Source organism: Monashia sp. HAY1-2A, assembly GCF_056755315.1.
On the sequence record NZ_JBNDHY010000095.1, the window covers coordinates 1 to 18,238 of the forward strand.

The following is an 18,238-nucleotide window of genomic DNA, read 5'->3' on the forward strand; positions in this document are numbered from 1 at the left end:
GTCCTACGACCTCCACGTCCGCCAGACCGACGACCTCACCGCCCGGCTGCGTGAGCTCATGGGGCGGTACTCGGTGTTCCCGTACCTCGAGGGCACCCACATGCACTGCGCCTTCGGCCACCTGGACGGGTACAGCTCCGGGTACTACACGTACATGTGGTCCCTCGTCATCGCCAAGGACATGTTCTCGGCCTTCGACCGCGAGGACCTCTTCGACCCCGAGGTCGCCGGTGCCTACCGCGAAAAGGTCCTCGCGCCGGGTGGCCGGCGCGACGCCGCGGACCTCGTCGAGGACTTCCTCGGCCGGCCGTACACGTTCGACGCGTACGCCGCCTGGCTCGCCGAGTGAGGGGGCGAGGCGAGATGCGGGTCGTCTCCCTCCACGTCCACCCGGTCAAGTCGCTGGCCGGCGTCTCGCCCATGCAGGCGCGCCTCGACGAGCGGGGGATCGGCGGCGACCGCCGGTGGGGTGTCGTCGACCCCGACGGTGCCAAGGTCACGGCACGCGAGGAGCACGCGCTCCTCGCGCTGCGCGCCGAGCCGCTGCCCGGCGGGGCCGTCCGGCTCACGGACGCGTCCGGCGGCGTCCTCGACGTCCCGGCGCCCGTGGACGCCGCCCCGGTCCCGGTGGCCTTCTCCGGTCAGACCCTGGCGCGTCCGGCGGGGGAAGCCTCCGACGCGTGGCTCAGCGAGCGCGTCGGGCGGCCGCTGCGGCTCGTGTGGCAGGACGACGACACGGTGCGTCCGGTGCGGCCCGACCTCGGCGGCCGGGCCGGCGACCGGAACTCGCTGTCCGACGCCGCCCCCGTCCACGTCACCACCGACGCGTCCCTGGCGCGGCTCAACGACTGGCTCGTCGAGACCGCCCTCGAGCGCGGCGAGCAGCCGGGCGAGCCGCTCGGTCACGACCGGTTCCGCCCCAACGTCGTGGTGGACGGCGACGAGCCGTTCGCCGAGGATGCGTGGCGCCACGTGACGATCGGCGACGTCCCGTTCCGGGCGACGATGGTGTGCGACCGCTGCGTCATGACGACGATCGACCGCGCGGAGCTGGTCACCTCCAAGGAGCCGATCCGCACCCTCGCCAGGCACCGCCGGTGGGAGGGTGCGACGTGGTTCGGTATCCGGTTGACCCCGGTGCTGCCCGTCGCCGCCGACGCCGTCCTGCACGTCGGCGACGAGGTCGTCGCGTCCTGACCGCGCGCGCCCTCAGGGGATCGGCAGCTCCTTGAGCACGACGGGACGGCCGGTGCTGCGCTCCGACAGCTGGGCGAGCGCCTGCCGCACCGTCTTGGAGAACAGGTGCGCGCCCGTGAGGGTCGGGTGCACCCGGTCGGACTGCACCTGGTCCGGGTGGGCCCGGACCGCGTCGGCCCAGTCGGCGACGACGACGTTGGGGTGGCGGCTCGCGACGAGCGCGAGGGCCGCGTTGTCACCGTCGATGCGTGCGAACGGCCCCATGACGTTGACGAGGACGACCATCCGGTTCGGGCCGAGCACGGAGAGCACGTCCTCGACCCGGTCGGCGTCGACGCCGGCGTTCGTCCCGAAGGCGAGCACGACCGCCCGGCGGTTGGCGTCGCCGCGCGCCCTCACCTCGGCGAGCCCGTCGGACCAGCGCCGGTTGGACTTGGCGTCGATGCGGATGCCGGGGAAGTAGTAGCGCAGCGCCTGCAGGCTGCCGACCATGATGGAGTCGCCGTAGGCGTCGATCTCGGGCCCGCTCGGCATCGTGAACGCGGCGTTGTGCGCCGAGGCCGCGCCGGAGGGCCCGCCCGACGGCACCCCGGTGGAGGCGGACGCCTGCGGCGAGGCGGTCCTGGGCACCCCGGGCGCCTTGGACCCGTCGCCGGTGCCGGCCGGACCGGTGGCAGGTGCGTGTGCCGTCGGGGCGGCCTCGTCGGCGGCCGCCTCGTTGGCGGCGAGCATCCGTGCGGTCTCGGTCATGTCGGGCGCGGTGGCGACGACGACGGCCGTGCCGATGAGCAGGACCGTGGCGACACCGGCGACACCGGCGACGACGCGTCGGCCGCGGGCCGTCAGCCCGGTGAGCAGACCACCGATCCGGCGGCCGACGCCGAGGAACCCGAGGGTCCGGAACGGCGTCTCGACGAAGCGGAAGGTGAGGTCGGCCAGCGCCAGGGTGACGACGACGCACCACAGCCGGGTCAGCCCGTGCCACGTCGTGCCCGGGGCCGACGGGTTGTCGAGGCCGACGAGGAGCACCACCGGCCAGTGCCACAGGTAGATCGAGTACGACCGGGCACCCACCCAGGTCGCGGCCCGGTGGCGGACGAGGCGCTGGAACGGGTCGGGCCCGGTGGGACGCCGGTCGAGGACCCCCATGACGAGGACCGCCGTCGCGAGGGAGGCCAGCACGATGCCGCCACGGAAGGTCCACGGTGACTGCTCGCCGAGGAGGACCATCGCGCCGACGAGCACGGCCCCGGCCACCGGGACCGCCCACGCGCCGTGCCGGCCCCACCGCGAGGGTGCCACGCGCAGGGCCAGCGTCGGGGTCGACCACGCGAACGCCAGCCCGGCGCCGGCCATGAGGCCGACGAGGTGCGTGTCGGTGCCGTAGTAGACGCGGGTCGGGTCGCCGTCGGGGGTGAAGAGGGCCGCCATGAGCAGGGCCGACGTGCCGCCCAGCGCCGCGGCCGCCCCGACGCGCACGCGCGGGGACCCGAGGGCGAGCAGGCCGAGGGTCAGGACGGGCCACACGAGGTAGAACTGCTCCTCGACCGCCAGCGACCAGAAGTTCATGAACAGCTGGGGGGCGGTCTGGTCGAAGTAGCTGGACCCGGCCGTGATCTCGACCCAGTTCGTCGAGAACGTCAGCGCGCCGACGATCTGGCGGCCGACGTGGACGAGCAGGTCCTGGCTGACGAGTCGTGCGATGAGCACGCTGGTCACCACGCACAGCACGAGGGCCGGCAGGAGCCGCCGGGCGCGTCGCAGCCAGAAGGCGCCGAAGGCGATGCGCCCCGTGCGTCGGTGCTCGCGCACGAGCAGGGTCGTGATGAGGAAACCGGAGACGACGAAGAAGACGTCGACGCCGAGGAAGCCCCCGGGCAGCCACGCCGGGTCGAGGTGGTACGCGAGGACGCCGGCGATCGCGAGGGCGCGCAGGCCGTCCAGGCCCTCGATGCGGCCGGAGCGCGAGGACCCCCGGGCCGCGCCGGGCGCGCCGGCCGCACCGGCCGGCGTCCGCGCCGGCTCGTCCCGGACCGCGGCCCGGCCGCTCGCCTCGTTCATCGTCGACGTCGCCACGTCGCCTCCTCGTGGGGCTGCGGTGAGTGGAGTCACCGCTCGTGCCTGCTGTGAGCATAGGGACCGATGGTGACGCCGGTGCGACGCCACGCGGGGGACCCGGCTCCCTGCCCCTTCGGCCCGGACCGACCCGGGACGTACCGTGGCGCCATGGCCGGAACGGTGCGCGTGACGATGTTCGTGCGGGGGCAGGTGCAGGGCGTCGGCTTCCGGTGGTGGACCCGGGCCCGGGCGCTCGAGCTCGGCGTCGTGGGGCACGCCCGCAACACCGCCGACGGCCGCGTCGAGGTCGTCGCCCAGGGCCCCCGCGAGGCCGTCGACCGGCTCGAGCAGCTGCTGCGCGAGGAGCCCTCCACGACACGGCGACCCGGCCACGTCGAGTCCGTCGTCGTGCAGGAGGCCGTCCCGAAGGACGGGACCGAGGGCTTCGTGGAGCGGTGACCGACCTACGCTGACCGGGTGAGCCAGCAGCCGTCCCCGTCCGCCGACGACGCGACACCCGCCGAGCTCGTGCGCCTGCGCGGCAGCATCGACAACATCGACGCGGCGCTCATCCACCTGCTCGCCGAGCGCTTCAAGTGCACCCAGCAGGTCGGCGTCCTCAAGGCCGAGCGGCACCTGCCGCCGGCCGACCCGGCCCGGGAGGAGCGGCAGATCGCCCGGCTGCGCGTACTGGCCGACGAGGCCGGCCTCGACCCCGTCTTCGCCGAGAAGTTCCTCGGCTTCATCATCGCCGAGGTCATCCACCACCACGAGCGGATCGCCAACGGCGCCGACTGAAGTCCCCGGCCGCGCCCGGCCGCGCCCGGTCGTGCCCGGTCGTGCTCGTCGCCGCGGGCTCGTCGTCCCGAGCTCGTCGTCCGGCTAGTACAGCGTCGCGTCCTGGCGGGCGTCGAGCGCCGCGTCGTACGCGTCCGCCTCCGCGTCCGACGCGAAGCCGCCCGCCTCGCGGGTCATCCGCCCGGCCGTCGGCACGGCGCTCCGGTCGACGTGGGCGTCGGGCTCCCACAGCCGGCTGCGCCTGACGGCCCGGGCGCACTGGAAGTAGACGCGCTCGACGGTGACGACGAGGACCGACGCCGGCAGGACGCCGCGCACCTCGTGCCGGGCCAGCTCGTCCGGGTCCGTGGACACGACGGCGGTGCCGCGTACCCGCAGCTCCTCGCCGATCCCGGGCACGAGGAAGAGCAGGCCGACCCGCGGGTCCGCGACGAGGTTGCGCAGAGTGTCGAGCCGGTTGTTCCCGCGACGGTCGGGGACGACGAGGGTGCGTTCGTCGCGGATCCGGACGAACCCCGGGGCGTCGCCGCGCGGCGACTGGTCGAGACCGCCCCGGCCCACCGTCGCCACGACGAGGAACGGCGAGGCCGCGATGAGCTCCTGGTGGCTCGGCAGCAGGACGGTCGACTCCTTGGCGAGCGAGTTCGGGACCGGAGCAGTCGGGTAGACCTCGAGGAGCCGGTCGAGCGAGGTGACGGCGTGCGGGTCGGTGCGGGTCGTCGCGTCGGTCACGGGCACACGCTACGCCGCCGGCCCCCGACGCCGCGGACGCCCGGAGGCTCACCTCCCGGGCCGGCGGCCGTGCGGCTAGTACGCTGACCGGGATCGCCGCCCGGCCGGACCACAAAGGAACGCCTCTTTCGTGTACGTCAAGAGCCTCACCCTGAAGGGCTTCAAGTCCTTCGCCTCGGCGACCCACCTGCGGCTCGAGCCCGGCATCACCTGCATCGTCGGGCCCAACGGCTCGGGCAAGAGCAACGTCGTCGACGCGCTCGCCTGGGTCATGGGCGAGCAGGGCGCCAAGTCGCTGCGCGGCGGCAAGATGGAGGACGTCATCTTCGCCGGCACTGCCGGGCGCGCGCCGCTCGGCCGCGCCGAGGTCGCCCTGACGATCGACAACTCCGACGGCGCGCTGCCCATCGACTACACCGAGGTCACCATCGCGCGGACGATGTTCCGCAACGGCGGCTCCGACTACTCGATCAACGGCACGCCGTGTCGCCTGCTCGACGTGCAGGAGCTGCTCTCCGACAGCGGCATCGGCCGCGAGATGCACGTCATCGTCGGCCAGGGCCAGCTCGACACCGTGCTGCGGGCCACGCCCGAGGAGCGTCGCGGCTTCATCGAGGAGGCCGCGGGCGTCCTCAAGCACCGCAAGCGCAAGGAACGCGCGCTGCGCAAGCTCGAGACGATGGAGGCCAACCTCACCCGCGTCCAGGACCTCACGAGCGAGATCCGCCGCCAGCTCGGGCCGCTCGGGCGCCAGGCCGAGACCGCGCGCAAGGCCGCCGTCATCCAGACCGATGCCCGCGACGCCCGGCTGCGCCTGCTCGCCGACGACCTCGTCCAGCTGAGGTCGACGCTCGAGCAGGAGGTCGCCGACGAGTCGGCGCTCATCGAGCGCCGCACGCAGGTCGAGGAGGCCATCGCCGACCTCGCGACGCGTCTGGCCGCGCTCGAGGCCGAGGCCGAGGCCGCGCGTCCGCGGCTGACCCGCGCCCAGGACGAGTACGTGGCACTCGGCCGGCTCGTCGAGCGGATGGCCGCGACGCGCTCGCTCGCGGCCGAGCGGCTCCGCCTGCTCTCCGAGGACGACGCCGGCAACGACGGACCGACGCGCGACCCCGACGAGCTGCGCGCCCAGGCCGCGGCGGTCCGCGAGCAGGAGGAGATGCTCCTCGCCGAGATCGAGGAGGCCCGCGCGGCCCTCGAGGAGGCCGTGCTCACCCGCAACGACGCCGAGCGGCGTCACGCCGAGGAGACCTCCCGGCTGGCCCGTGCCTCGCGCGCCGCGGCCGACCGCCGCGAGGGGCTGGCCAAGCTCGGCGGCCAGGTGGGCGCCAAGGCCTCCCGCATCGAGGCCCGCGAGGCCGAGCTGGGGCGGCTGCGCCACACCATCGAGCAGGCCGCGACCCGGGCGGCCGAGGCCGAGCGCGAGTTCGCCCGCCTCGAGGCCGGCGTCGCCCAGGAGGAGGAGGGCGAGCAGGGCCTCGACAGCGCGTACGAGGAGGCGGCCGAGCGGCTCGAGGCCGTCGAGGCCGAGGTCGCCCGGTGGAAGGACGCCGAGGCGGCCGCTGACCGCACCCGTACCGGCGCCGCGGCGCGCGTCGAGGCGCTGGAGATGAGCCTGAGCCGCAAGGACGGCGCCGCAGCGCTCCTGGCGGCCGCCGACGACACCCACGACATCCTCGGGTCCGTCGCCTCGCTGCTGACCGTCGAGCCCGGCCTCGAGACCGCGGTGGCCGCCGCCCTCGGCACCGCCGCCGAGGCCCTGGCGGTCGGCTCACTCGACGGGGCCCGAGCCGCGGTGCGCTCCCTGCGCGACGACGACGGTGGGCGCGCGAGCCTGCTCGTGGCCGAGTCCGCCGCGCCCGTCGACCCCGCCGGCTGGCCGGTCCTGGCCGACGGGCAGCGCTGGGCCCGCGACGTCGTCTCGTGCCCCGACACCCTGCGTCCGGCCCTCGAGCAGGTGCTCGACCGCGTCGCCCTCGTGGCCGACGCCGGCGCCGCGTCGGTGCTGGTGCGCCGGCACCCGGGAGTCACCGCCGTGACGAGCGAGGGTGACGTCTACGGGCCGGGCTGGGTGCGCGGCGGGAGCCACGCGGCGCCCAGCCTCATCGAGCTGCAGGCGGCCCTGGACGAGGCCCGCGCCGCCGTCGCCACCGCCACCCGGCAGGCGGAGGAGTCCCGGTTCCGGCTCGCCGGCCTCGAGTCCACCCGGGCGGAGCTCGCCGAGGCCGTCGACGAGGCGCTCGAGCGACTCAACGAGAGCGACGCCCGCATGGCGGCGGTCGCCGAGAAGCTGGGATCCCTGGGCCAGGCGGTCCGCGCCGCGCGGGCCGAGGTCGAGCGCACCGAGCGCGCCATCGCGGACGCCACCGCCGCCCTCGAGGCCGACCAGGCCGAGCACGCCGAGCTGCTCGAGCGGCTCGAGGCCGCGAGCGGCGAGGGGGAGGTCGAGGACGAGCCCTCGACCGAGGAGCGCGACCGCCTCGAGGACCTCGCCCGCGAGGCCCGGGCCACCGAGACCGAGCTGCGCCTCGCCCTGCGCACCCGTGAGGAGCGCGCCCGCGCCCTCAAGGACCGCGCCGACGCCCTCGAGCGCAGCGCCCGGCACGAGGAGGAGGCGCGCGAGCGGCTCGCCGCCCGGCAGGAGCGGCGCCGCCGCGAGGCCGCCGTGGCCGAGGCCGTCCGGGTCGCCGCCACGTGGGCGCACGGCCTGCTCGTCGAGTCGGCCGAGGAGGCGGGCCGTGCCCGGGCAGCCGGTGAGGCCGAGCGCACCGAGCGCGACGCGGAGCTCGCCGTCGTCCGCAAGGACGTCGCGACGCTGCAGGCCGAGCTGCGCGAGCTGACCGACTCGGTCCACCGCGACGAGGTGGCGCGGGCCCAGCAGCGCCTGCGCATCGAGCAGCTCGAGACGCGCGCGGTCGAGGAGCTCGGCATCGCGCCGGATGCGCTCGTCGACGAGTACGGCCCGCACCAGCCGGTGCCGGTCGTGCCCGACCCCGACGCCGACCCCGACGCCCCGCAGCCGGAGCCGGTGCCGTTCGTGCGCGACGCCCAGGAGAAGCGGCTGCGGCAGGCCGAGCGCAAGCTGAACGCGCTCGGCCGCATCAACCCGCTGGCGCTGGAGGAGTTCTCGGCGCTCGAGGAGCGGCACAAGTTCCTCACCGAGCAGCTCGAGGACCTCAAGAGCAGCAAGCGGGACCTGCTCGACATCGTCAAGGAGGTCGACGAGCGCGTCGAGCGGGTCTTCGCCGAGGCGTTCGAGGACACCGCGGTGCAGTTCGAGCGCGTCTTCCAGCGACTCTTCCCGGGCGGCGAGGGGCGGCTCGTGCTCACGGACCCGTCGAACATGCTGACGACCGGCCTCGAGGTCGAGGCGCGCCCGCCCGGCAAGAAGATCAAGCGGCTGTCGCTGCTGTCCGGCGGCGAGCGCTCGCTCGTCGCGGTGGCGCTGCTCGTGTCGATCTTCAAGGCCCGGCCCTCGCCCTTCTACATCATGGACGAGGTCGAGGCCGCGCTCGACGACGCCAACCTCGGCCGCCTCATCACGCTCTTCGAGGAGCTGCGCGACAGCTCCCAGCTCATCGTCATCACCCACCAGAAGAAGACGATGGAGATCGCCGACGCCCTCTACGGCGTCAGCATGCGGGGCGACGGCGTGACGACCGTGGTCAGCCAGCGGCTGCGCGACGTCGCCGACCAGCAGTCCGCCTGACGTGTCCGGCGTTGCCGAATCGTCACTCCCGCTGGTTTGCGTCCCTCGAGTAACATGCGTCACTCTTGTCACATGGTCTTCCTCGTCATCTCGATGCTCGTCGTCACCGTTCTCGGTGTGGCGGTCGTCGGCGTCGTCGCGGTGCCCGCGCACCGTGGTGGCCGAGACCTGCTCACCGCCAAGGGGGAGGGGGTCGCACGCGAGGCACGTCGTCGCGCGTCGGCCCTGGGAGGGACGCGACACACGCGCGCCCGCACGCACTGACCGGACGGCGAGCCCGCGTCCTGCGCATCGGTCGCGGCTCGCGGGGGTGGTCCGGCTGCGTGGTTGGATGACCGGGTGGACACAGTCTGGATCTACGTCATCATCGGCGCGCTCGTGCTCGTCGGTGGCATCGTCTACGGCGTCACGCTGACCCGAGGGCGCGGCCGCGACGCGACGCTCGAGCGTGAGGCGCCGCCCGCACCGGGCCTGCCCGTCGAGGACCTCGACCGCAGGCCGCCCGCTCCGAGCGACACGACAGCACCACCGGTCGACAGACCGGGGGCTCCCGCCGAGGTCGAGACCGTCGGCCCGGAGGCCGCGGCCGAGACCGTCGAGACCGTCCAGCCGGAGGTCGCGCCGACCCCCGTGATCGAGCGGCCCGAGTCGGCCCGCGGACGGCTCCAGCGGCTGCGCGCCCGGCTCGCCCGCTCCAACACCGCGCTGGGCAAGGGACTGCTCGCGCTCCTGTCGCGCGGCAGCCTCGACGAGGAGGCCTGGGAGGAGGTCGAGGACACCCTCATCGCCAGCGACCTCGGCGTCGAGGCCGCCACCGAGCTCGTCGACTCCCTGCGGACCAGGGTCAAGGTCGAGGGCACGAGCGACGAGGCCACCGTGCGCGGTTGGCTCCGCGAGGACCTCCTCGCCCTCGTCCAGCCGGACATGGACCGCCGCATCGCGAGCAGCCGGGTGGGCGACCGGCCGGCCGTCGTCCTCGTCGTCGGCGTCAACGGCGCCGGCAAGACGACGACCGTCGGCAAGCTGGCCCGGGTCCTCGTCGCCGAGGACCGCGAGGTGCTCCTCGGCGCCGCCGACACCTTCCGCGCCGCGGCCGCCGACCAGCTCGAGACCTGGGGTGCCCGGGTCGGCGTCGCGACCGTCCGCTCGGACCGCGACGGCGCCGACCCCGCCGCCGTCGCCTTCGACGCCGTGCGGGCCGGCATCGAGGAGGAGGCGGACGTCGTCATCATCGACACCGCCGGGCGCCTCCACAACAAGGTCGACCTCATGAACGAGCTCGGCAAGGTCAAGCGTGTCATCGAGAAGCAGAGCCAGATCGACGAGGTGCTCCTCGTCCTCGACGCGACGACCGGCCAGAACGGGCTCCAGCAGGCCACGGTGTTCTCCCAGGCCGTCGACGTCACCGGCATCGTGCTGACCAAGCTCGACGGCACGGCCAAGGGCGGCATCGTCGTCGCGGTCCAGCGCCAGCTCGGGGTCCCGGTCAAGCTCGTCGGGCTGGGGGAGGGCCCCGACGACCTCGCGCCGTTCGACCCCGACGCGTTCGTCGACGCCATCCTCGCCTGAGGCCGGAGGGTGCGCGAGCGGGCCCGTCCACGATCCGGACGGGCCCGCTCGGCGTAACTCCGGGCTAACACCGGGCGCGTGTTGTTGACACGGCCGTAACACGACGCGGCGTCCGGTGAAACCGCTCGTCCCCAGACTCCTCGCATGACACCAGCACTGATGCCCCTCGCGGCACAAGCTCCACAGATCAACGAGGCCGCGACCGCGTTCATGCTCGTCGCCTCCTCGATGGTCCTGCTCATGACGCCGGGTCTCGCCTTCTTCTACGGCGGCATGACCCGTTCGAAGTCCGTCCTCAACATGATGATGATGAGCTTCGGCGCCCTGGCCGCCGTCGGCATCGTCTACGTGCTCTGGGGCTACTCGATGTCCTTCGGCAACCTCCAGGACAAGACCGGTGACGTCGGTGGCATCTTCACCAGCCCGTTCCACCTCTTCGGCCTCGGGGCCCTGGCCGACGCCGACGGCGCGGCGCGCCTCGTCGACCCGTTCGGCGTCGGCGTCTGGATCCCCGAGTACGTCTACGTCGGGTTCCAGCTGACCTTCGCGGTCATCACCGTCGCGCTCATCAGCGGCGCCATCGCCGACCGCGTCAAGTTCGGCACGTGGATCGTGTTCTCCGTCGTGTGGGTCACGGTCGTCTACTTCCCGCTGGCCCACATGGTCTGGGGCGGTGGGCTGCTGTCCAGCGCCGAGAACGGGCTGTCGGCCAAGCTGTTCGGCGTCGCCGACGGCGTGGCGTCGGTCATCCCCATCGACTTCGCCGGTGGGACCGTCGTGCACATCAACGCCGGTGCGGCCGGCCTGGCCCTCGCGATCCTCGCGGGCAAGCGGCTCGGCTTCGGCAAGGTCGCGATGCGACCGCACAACCTGCCGCTCGTCATGATCGGCGCCGGGCTGCTGTGGTTCGGCTGGTTCGGGTTCAACGCCGGCTCCGAGCTGGCCGCGGACGGCGTCGCCTCGAAGGTCTGGCTCAACACGACGGTCGCCACGTGCGCCGCCGCAGCCGGCTGGCTCCTCGTGGAGAAGCGCCGCGACGGCCACGCCACCTCGCTCGGTGCCGCGTCCGGCGTCGTCGCCGGCCTCGTCGCCATCACCCCGGCCTGTGGCGCGCTGACGCCGGTCACCTCCATCATCCTCGGTGTCGTCGCCGGTGGCCTGTCGGCCGTCGCCGTCGGCCTCAAGTACAAGCTCGGCTACGACGACTCGCTCGACGTCGTCGGCGTGCACCTCGTCGCCGGCCTCTGGGGCACCATCGGCGCCGGCCTGCTCGCGACCGGGACGGGCCTGTTCCTCGGCGGCGGCTGGCAGCAGACCGTCCTGCAGGTCATCATCGCCCTGATCTCGGTCGTGTTCTCGTTCGTCCTCACCTACGTCATCGGTCTGGCCCTCAAGGCCACGCTCGGCTGGCGGATCGCCGAGGACGCCGAGTCCGAGGGCATCGACCAGGTCGTCCACGCGGAGACCGGGTACGAGCTCGGCGGCTTCCCCGCCTCCACCGGCCGCTCCGCCGCCGCCCGTCCCGTCGTCACCGCCTCGCAGGTCGAAGGAGCCAACGCATGAAGCTCATCACCGCCATCATCAAGCCCCACCAGCTCGACGAGGTGAAGGAGGCCCTCGAGGCCTTCGGGGTCGCCGGCATGACGATCAGCGAGGCCAGCGGCTACGGCCGCCAGCGGGGCCACAGCGAGGTCTACCGCGGCGCGGAGTACACGGTCGACTTCGTGCCGAAGGTGCGGCTCGAGGTGCTCGTCGACGACGTCGACGCGTCCGACGTCCTCGACGTCATCCTCAAGGCCGCCCAGACCGGTCGCATCGGTGACGGCAAGATCTGGTCCGTGCCGGTCGACGAGGTCGTCCGCGTCCGCACCGGCGAGCGTGGTGTCGACGCGCTCTGAGCGCGACCCACCTCCAGCGGACGCAGTACCGGAGAAGTACAGCACCACAGCACCCGTGCACACGCACCACAAGGGGACGGCGAGAACCTGACATGACGGATGTGACCACCCGACGTCTGGACCTCGCCGGCACCCGGACCTTCGCGACGCCCGGCGCCGGACCCACCCGGCGCCGGGCGCTCGCGGAGTTCGGGTTCGGGTGGCTCCAGGAGCTCTGGCGCGAGGCCTGCGCCGGGCGACGGCATGCCGGGGTGGCCCTCGCCGCGGTCGGCTCGCTCGCCCGTGGCGACGGGGGACCCCTCAGCGACTACGACCTCGTCCTCGTCCACCACCCGCGGGGGCTGTCGGGCAAGGAGGTCGGCGCCTTCGCCGACCGGCTCTGGTACCCGATCTGGGACGCCGGGGTGAAGCTCGACCACAGCGTCCGCACCGTGGCCGACTGCCGGGCGGTGGCCTCGGAGGACCTCTCGGCCGCGGTCGGGCTGCTCGACCTGACCCACGTCGCCGGCGACGCCGACGTCGTCAACGCGGCCCGCTCGACGGTGGCGCACGACTGGCGCGCCAACGCCCGCACGCGCCTCGGCGAGATGCACGAGTCCGTGCTCCAGCGGCACTCCCGACAGGGCGACCTGGCCCACCTCATCGAGCCCGACCTCAAGGAGTCGCACGGCGGCCTGCGCGACATGTCGGTCCTGCGCGCCCTCACGGCCGCCTGGCTCACCGACCGCCCGCACGGGGAGGTCGACGCCGCCTACGAGCGCATCCTCGACATCCGCGACGCCATCCACGTCGTCACCGGCCGTGGGCGTGACCGCCTCACCCGCGACGACCAGGACGCGTGCGCGGCGCTGCTCGGCCACACCGACGCCGACGACCTGCTCACCGAGCTGTCGACGTCGGCCCGGACCATCGCCTACGCCGTCGACGGCACGTTGCGCCGGGCCATGCAGTCCCAGCGTGCGCGGACGCTGCGCGTCGGGCCCCGCCGGCCCCAGCTGGCCCCGCTCGGCTACGGCCTCTACCGGCACGACGGCGAGGCAGTGCTCGGCCCGTCCGCCGACCTCGCCTCCGACCCGGTCATCCCGCTGCGGGCGGCCGTGGTCGCGGCCCGCGCCGGCATCCCGCTGTCGCCGACGACCCTGAAGAACCTTGCCGCACAGGCCCCCCCGATGCCCGAACCGTGGCCCGAGGTCGCGCGCAACCTCTTCGCCGACCTCCTGGCCACCGGTCCCGGGCTCGTCACCGTCTGGGAGGGCCTCGACCTCGCCGGTGTCATCGAGCGGTGGATCCCCGAGTGGGGCGTCGTCCGCAGCCGCCCACAGCGCAACGCCGTGCACCGCCACACCGTGGACCGGCACCTCATCGAGACCGTCGTGGCCGCGAGCGGCATGGTCCGCGACGTGTCGCGGCCCGACCTGCTCATGCTGGCCGCGGTGCTCCACGACATCGGCAAGGTGCCCGGAGCCCAGGACCACTCGGTCACCGGTGCGGGTATCGCCGACCGTGTGCTGGCCCGCATGGGTGTCCCCGACGCCGACCGTGCGGTCGTCGTGCGGCTCGTGCGCGAGCACCTCACCCTCGTCGACCTCGCGACCCGTCGCGACCCGGAGGACCCGGCCACGATCACGGCCCTGTCCGATGCCGTCGCCGGGTCGGCGACGACGCTCGACCTGCTGCGCGCCCTCACCGAGGCGGACGCGTCGGCTGCCGGCCCGAAGGCGTGGAGCGACTGGCGGGCCGGGCTCGTGGCGCGCCTGCACGACGCCTGCCGGTCGGCCCTTGGCGCCCGCACCGACGGAGAGGGGCCGCTCGTGGTGGAACCGATGGAGACCGTGCCGCTCTCGCCCGAGGCACAGGCGCGCGTCGCCGCCGGCGAGCCGTACGTCACCGTGACCTCGCTCGGCGGCGCGCACCGCATCGACATCGTCGACCGCGACCGTGCCGGCCTCTTCGCCGACACCGCCGGACTGCTCGCGGCGCACGGCTTCGTCGTGCGCTCTGCCATCGTGCGGACCCTCGACCGGCTCGCCGTCAACGAGTGGTGGGTCGACTCGCCGAGCAGCGAGACGCCGCTGCCCGAGGCGATCGCCCGTGACCTGACCCGGGTGGCGGCAGGGGACCGGTCACCACTCGGCAGGCTCCAGCGTCGACGCTCCTCGAGCGTGCGCAGCCCCGGCTCGGGGTCGGTCGACTCCACGCGCGCCATGGTCATCAGCAGCGCGTCCGAGACCGCGACGGTCATCGAGGTGCGCGCCACGGACCGCCCCGGTCTGCTGCAGGACATCGGCATCACGCTGGCCAGGGCGTCGCTGTCGGTGCGGTCGGCCCACATCGCGACGTACGCCGGCCAGACGCTCGACACGTTCTACGTCACCGAGTTCGGCGGCGGCCAGCTGGCACCGGCCCGCGCCGCCCAGGCCGTCGCCATGATCATCGACACCTGCGACGCCGACTGAACCGGCGCCGGCCGAGCGCCGGGTCGGAGCAGGACGCCGGAGCGGATAGCCTTTGCGGGTGTTCGCATCCCTGTCTGACCGGCTGACCGCCACCTTCAAGAACCTCCGCGGCAAGGGGAGGCTCTCGGAGTCCGACGTCAACTCGACGATCCGCGACATCCGGCTCGCCCTGCTCGACGCCGACGTCGCGCTGCCCGTCGTCAAGCGTTTCACCTCGCGGGTGCGCGAGCGCGCGCTCGGCGCCGAGGTCAGCCAGGCGCTCAACCCGGCCCAGCAGGTCGTCAAGATCGTCAACGAGGAGCTCGTCGGGATCCTCGGTGGCCAGACCCGCACGCTGCGGCTGGCCAAGCAGCCGCCCACGGTCATCCTCCTGGCGGGCCTGCAGGGCTCGGGCAAGACGACCTTCGCCGGCAAGCTGGGGCGCCGCCTCAAGGACCAGGGGCACACGCCGGTGCTCGTCGCCGCCGACCTCCAGCGCCCCAACGCCGTCACCCAGCTCGAGGTCGTCGGTGAGCGCGCCGGCATCCCGGTCTTCGCCCCGGAGCGGGGCAACATGGGCGGCCACGACGCCGTCCTCGGCTCCGGCGAGGGCACCCGCTCGTTCGGCGACCCCGTCGCCGTGTCACGGCTCGGCATCGAGCACGCGCGCGCCAAGCAGTACGACGTCGTCATCGTCGACACCGCCGGCCGCCTCGCCGTCGACGCCGACCTCATGCAGCAGGCGTCCGACATCCGTGACGCCGTGCAGCCCGACGAGGTCCTCTTCGTCATCGACGCGATGATCGGCCAGGCCGCCGTCGAGACCGCCCAGGCCTTCCACGACGGCGTCGCCTTCACCGGCGTCGTGCTGTCCAAGCTCGACGGCGACGCCCGCGGTGGTGCAGCCCTGTCGGTCACCGAGATCACGGGCGAGCCGATCATGTTCGCCTCGACCGGTGAGAAGGTCACCGACATCGAGGTGTTCCACCCCGACCGCATGGCCAGCCGCATCCTGGACATGGGCGACGTCCTGACGCTCATCGAGCAGGCCGAGAAGGCCTTCGACAAGCGCCAGGCCGACGAGATGGCCCGCAAGTTCCTCGCCGAGGAGGACTTCACGTTCGAGGACTTCCTCGAGCAGATGAACGCCATCAAGCGCATGGGCTCGCTCAAGTCGATGCTGAAGATGATGCCGGGCATGCAGGGCATGCGAGAGCAGCTCGACGCCTTCGACGACCGCGAGTTCGACCGGGTCGAGGCCATGGTCCGTTCGATGACGCCCTTCGAGCGCACCCACCCCAAGCAGATCAACGGCTCCCGACGCGCCCGCATCGCCAAGGGCTCCGGTGTCACCGTCACCGACGTCAACCAGCTGCTCGAGCGCTTCGGCCAGGCCCAGAAGATGATGAAGTCGCTGGCCCGTGGCGGTGGTGGCGGTCTGCCCGGGATGCCGGGAGTCCCCGGCAAGGGCAAGCGCGGCAAGCAGCAGCCGCAGCGCAGGAAGAGCAAGAGCGGCAACCCGGCCAAGCGGGCCGCGGAGGAGCGCGCCGCCGCCGAACGCGCCGGAGCGCCGCGTCCGCTGGCGGGCAGCTCGTTCGGCGGTGCCGACGGCTCGGCCGACCCGCTCGCCGGCCTCGACCCGTCGAGCCTGCCCAAGGGCTTCGAGAAGTTCCTCGGCAAGGGCTGACGCCGGCCTCCCGGGTCACGCGTCCGGTCGACCGGCCGCGACCACGGACGCTCGCGCCGGGCGCCCGTCCCCTGGTCGGTCCTCCCGCCTGGCGCGTGTTCGCCTCAGGCGAAACCCCGCCGGCCCGGGAATGCCTCCAGCGGCCCGTTCGCTGCACGGGTGAGGTGCACCGCGCTCGCCGCGGTGGGGCAGCAGGAGGAGGAATGGCGCTCTTCGAGATGCCGGCGGCGCCGGAACCGGCCGACGACGAGGTCCTCGACGCGTACTCACGGACCGTGAGCTCCGTCGCCCGCCGGCTCGCACCGGTCGTGGCGAGCCTCCGGGTCCACCGGCCGGTCCGGGGCGGGACCGTCGAGGGCGGCGGGTCGGCCGTCGTGCTCACCGAGGACGGGCTGCTGCTGACCAACGCCCACGTCGTCGACGGCGTCGACCGGGGCACGGCCCACTTCGTCGACGGCACCTCCGTCACCGTGCACCTCGTCGGGACCGACCCGCTCTCGGACCTCGCGGTCGTGCGCGCCGAGTCGTCGCTCGCCCCGCCGCCCGAGTTCGGCGACGCCGACCGGCTCGAGGTCGGGCACGTCGTCGTCGCCATCGGCAACCCCCTCGGCCTCGAGGGGAGTGTCACAGCCGGCGTGGTCAGCGCCCTGGGGCGGTCGCTGCCGACCCGCTCCGGCACTGCCGGCCGGTTCGTCGAGGACGTCATCCAGACCGACGCGGCCCTGAACCCTGGCAACTCCGGTGGGGCGCTCGCCGACTCCCGGGCGCGGGTCGTGGGGATCAACACGGCGGTGGCCGGTGTCGGGCTGGGTCTCGCGGTACCCGTCAACGCCACCACCCGCAGGATCATCGAGGCGCTCGTCGACGACGGGCACGTCCGCAGGGGCTACCTCGGCCTGGTGACCGCGCCCGTCCCCGTGTCCGACGAGGTCGCGGCCAGACTCGGCCGGCGCACCGCGCTGCGGATCGTCCAGGTGGTGCCGGGCAGCCCTGCCGAGGGCGCGGGGCTCATGCGGGGCGACGTCGTCGTCGCCGCCGACGGGCGAGCGCTGACCGACGCGCAGTCGCTGCAACGGATCCTGCTCGACGAGGCCATCGACCGGTCGATGGAGATCACCGTCCTTCGCGGGTCCGCGCTCGTCGACGTCTTCGCCGTGCCCCGGCTCCTGCGCGGGTGACTCCCCGGTGACTCCGGGGCACACCGGCCTAGGCTCGTGCCGTGGTCACGACGAACGGGCTGCACCGCCTCGTCCTCGGCGACGGCCGCCGCGTCGACGTCTGGGAGGGCGGTGACCCGCGGGGCTCGCCCGTCCTGTACTTCCACGGCACCCCCGGTGGCCGCCTGCAGGGCGCCCTCGGCGACGGCGCCGCCCGACGCGCGGGCGTGCGGCTGGTGTCGGCGTCGCGTCCGGGGTACGGCGGTTCGAGCGACGCCGCCACGACCCTGACGTCGGTGGCGCGCGACGCGGTCGAGGTCGCCGACCGGCTCGGGATGGGGTCCTTCGCAGCGCTCGGCGCCTCCGGTGGTGGGCCCTACGCCCTCGCGGCAGCGGCCGTCGCGCCGGGCCGCGTCGTCGCGGTCGGGGTCGTCGCCGGGGTCGGGCCGCTGGCCGAGCTCGAACCGGGGTCCGTCGACGCCGAAGCCACCGCTCTCCTGCGGGCCGGACGCGTCGAGTCCGCCGTGGCACGGGTGGACCGCCTGCACCGTGACGGTCGCGGCCACCTCGTCGGCAGGTTCGTCGTGCCGGAGCTGCTCGAGCCGTGGACCCCGGCCGGACGGCCCGGCGTGCCCGCCTACCGCGGCGTCTCGCGGGACGACCTCGCGCTCGGGCCGGGGTGGGACCTCGACCTGTCCGCCGTCCGGGCCCCCGTCCACCTCTGGTACGGAGACCACGACCGGGCGGTGCCGCTGGCCCACGGCGAGTGGCTCCACGCGCACCTGCCCACCTCGGTTCTCGTCGTCCGTGCGGGCGCCGGCCACCTCGCCACCCTCGTGGCCCACTGGGCCGACGTCCTCGCGACGCTCCGAGGCGCCCACCGCTGAGCCCGGCCGGAGGCCTTCCCGGTTAGGGTCGGTGCCATGACAGCACCGGTGCTCCATGTGCGTGGTCGCGTGCTCGTCGGACCGGAGGAGAGGGTCGACCAGCTGTGGGTC

General features: G+C 73.9%; 15 protein-coding genes. 13 read left to right on the top strand and 2 right to left on the bottom strand.

The genetic code is table 11. The annotated features are described in order from the left end of the window. Window positions 1–349, top strand: a 349-nt coding sequence (locus tag ACPYOM_RS14395) for a M3 family metallopeptidase (RefSeq protein WP_481346484.1), incomplete at its 5' end; no start/stop codon positions are given. 14 nt (window positions 350–363) lie between these two features. After that, window positions 364–1,197: an MOSC domain-containing protein gene (locus tag ACPYOM_RS14400; protein WP_481346485.1), complete on the top strand. Its 834-nt coding sequence runs from the start codon at window positions 364–366 to the stop codon at window positions 1,195–1,197. 12 nt (window positions 1,198–1,209) lie between these two features. On the opposite strand, the gene ACPYOM_RS14405 is transcribed toward ACPYOM_RS14400, so the two are convergent. Further along, the gene (locus tag ACPYOM_RS14405) at window positions 1,210–3,273 is read right to left on the bottom strand and encodes an acyltransferase family protein (protein ID WP_481346486.1); all 2,064 of its coding nucleotides are present in this window, start codon (window positions 3,271–3,273) and stop codon (window positions 1,210–1,212) included. A 150-nt stretch (window positions 3,274–3,423) separates the two neighbouring features. Between ACPYOM_RS14405 and ACPYOM_RS14410 the strand changes: the two genes are divergently transcribed. Beyond that, window positions 3,424–3,714 carry an acylphosphatase gene (locus ACPYOM_RS14410; protein ID WP_481346487.1) on the top strand — a complete coding sequence of 97 codons (291 nt, stop codon included), beginning with the start codon at window positions 3,424–3,426 and terminating at the stop codon, window positions 3,712–3,714. 18 nt (window positions 3,715–3,732) lie between these two features. Then, window positions 3,733–4,053, top strand: coding sequence for a chorismate mutase (locus ACPYOM_RS14415; RefSeq protein WP_481339172.1), 321 nt, complete (start codon window positions 3,733–3,735; stop codon window positions 4,051–4,053). A gap of 84 nt (window positions 4,054–4,137) precedes the next feature. On the opposite strand, the gene ACPYOM_RS14420 is transcribed toward ACPYOM_RS14415, so the two are convergent. Then, a complete protein-coding gene (locus tag ACPYOM_RS14420) occupies window positions 4,138–4,785 on the bottom strand; it encodes an MSMEG_1061 family FMN-dependent PPOX-type flavoprotein (RefSeq protein WP_481346488.1) in 648 nt (215 codons plus the stop codon). Between the two features lie 130 nt (window positions 4,786–4,915). Between ACPYOM_RS14420 and smc the strand changes: the two genes are divergently transcribed. From smc to ACPYOM_RS14465, 9 genes are all read left to right on the top strand, one after another. Beyond that, on the top strand, window positions 4,916–8,494 hold the full coding sequence (gene smc / locus ACPYOM_RS14425) for a chromosome segregation protein SMC (protein ID WP_481346489.1): 3,579 nt from the start codon (window positions 4,916–4,918) through the stop codon (window positions 8,492–8,494). Window positions 8,495–8,566: 72 nt separating this feature from the next. Then, window positions 8,567–8,758 carry a hypothetical protein gene (locus tag ACPYOM_RS14430; RefSeq protein WP_481339178.1) on the top strand — a complete coding sequence of 64 codons (192 nt, stop codon included), beginning with the start codon at window positions 8,567–8,569 and terminating at the stop codon, window positions 8,756–8,758. 75 nt (window positions 8,759–8,833) lie between these two features. Then, window positions 8,834–10,063 carry a signal recognition particle-docking protein FtsY gene (gene ftsY / locus ACPYOM_RS14435; protein ID WP_481339180.1) on the top strand — a complete coding sequence of 410 codons (1,230 nt, stop codon included), beginning with the start codon at window positions 8,834–8,836 and terminating at the stop codon, window positions 10,061–10,063. A gap of 144 nt (window positions 10,064–10,207) precedes the next feature. Further along, window positions 10,208–11,626: an ammonium transporter gene (locus ACPYOM_RS14440; protein ID WP_481346490.1), complete on the top strand. Its 1,419-nt coding sequence runs from the start codon at window positions 10,208–10,210 to the stop codon at window positions 11,624–11,626. Then, window positions 11,623–11,961 carry a P-II family nitrogen regulator gene (locus ACPYOM_RS14445; RefSeq protein WP_481346491.1) on the top strand — a complete coding sequence of 113 codons (339 nt, stop codon included), beginning with the start codon at window positions 11,623–11,625 and terminating at the stop codon, window positions 11,959–11,961. Before ACPYOM_RS14440 ends, ACPYOM_RS14445 begins: the two co-directional genes overlap by 4 nt. A gap of 92 nt (window positions 11,962–12,053) precedes the next feature. Next, a complete protein-coding gene (locus ACPYOM_RS14450; protein WP_481346492.1) occupies window positions 12,054–14,417 on the top strand; it encodes a [protein-PII] uridylyltransferase in 2,364 nt (787 codons plus the stop codon). A 58-nt stretch (window positions 14,418–14,475) separates the two neighbouring features. Then, a complete protein-coding gene (gene ffh, locus ACPYOM_RS14455) occupies window positions 14,476–16,083 on the top strand; it encodes a signal recognition particle protein (protein ID WP_481346493.1) in 1,608 nt (535 codons plus the stop codon). 203 nt (window positions 16,084–16,286) lie between these two features. After that, window positions 16,287–17,261 (top strand): S1C family serine protease, encoded by a 975-nt coding sequence (locus tag ACPYOM_RS14460; protein WP_481339193.1) that lies wholly within the window; start codon window positions 16,287–16,289, stop codon window positions 17,259–17,261. Window positions 17,262–17,302: 41 nt separating this feature from the next. Continuing rightward, window positions 17,303–18,127 (top strand): alpha/beta fold hydrolase, encoded by an 825-nt coding sequence (locus ACPYOM_RS14465; RefSeq protein ID WP_481339196.1) that lies wholly within the window; start codon window positions 17,303–17,305, stop codon window positions 18,125–18,127. Window positions 18,128–18,238 lie beyond the last annotated feature (111 nt).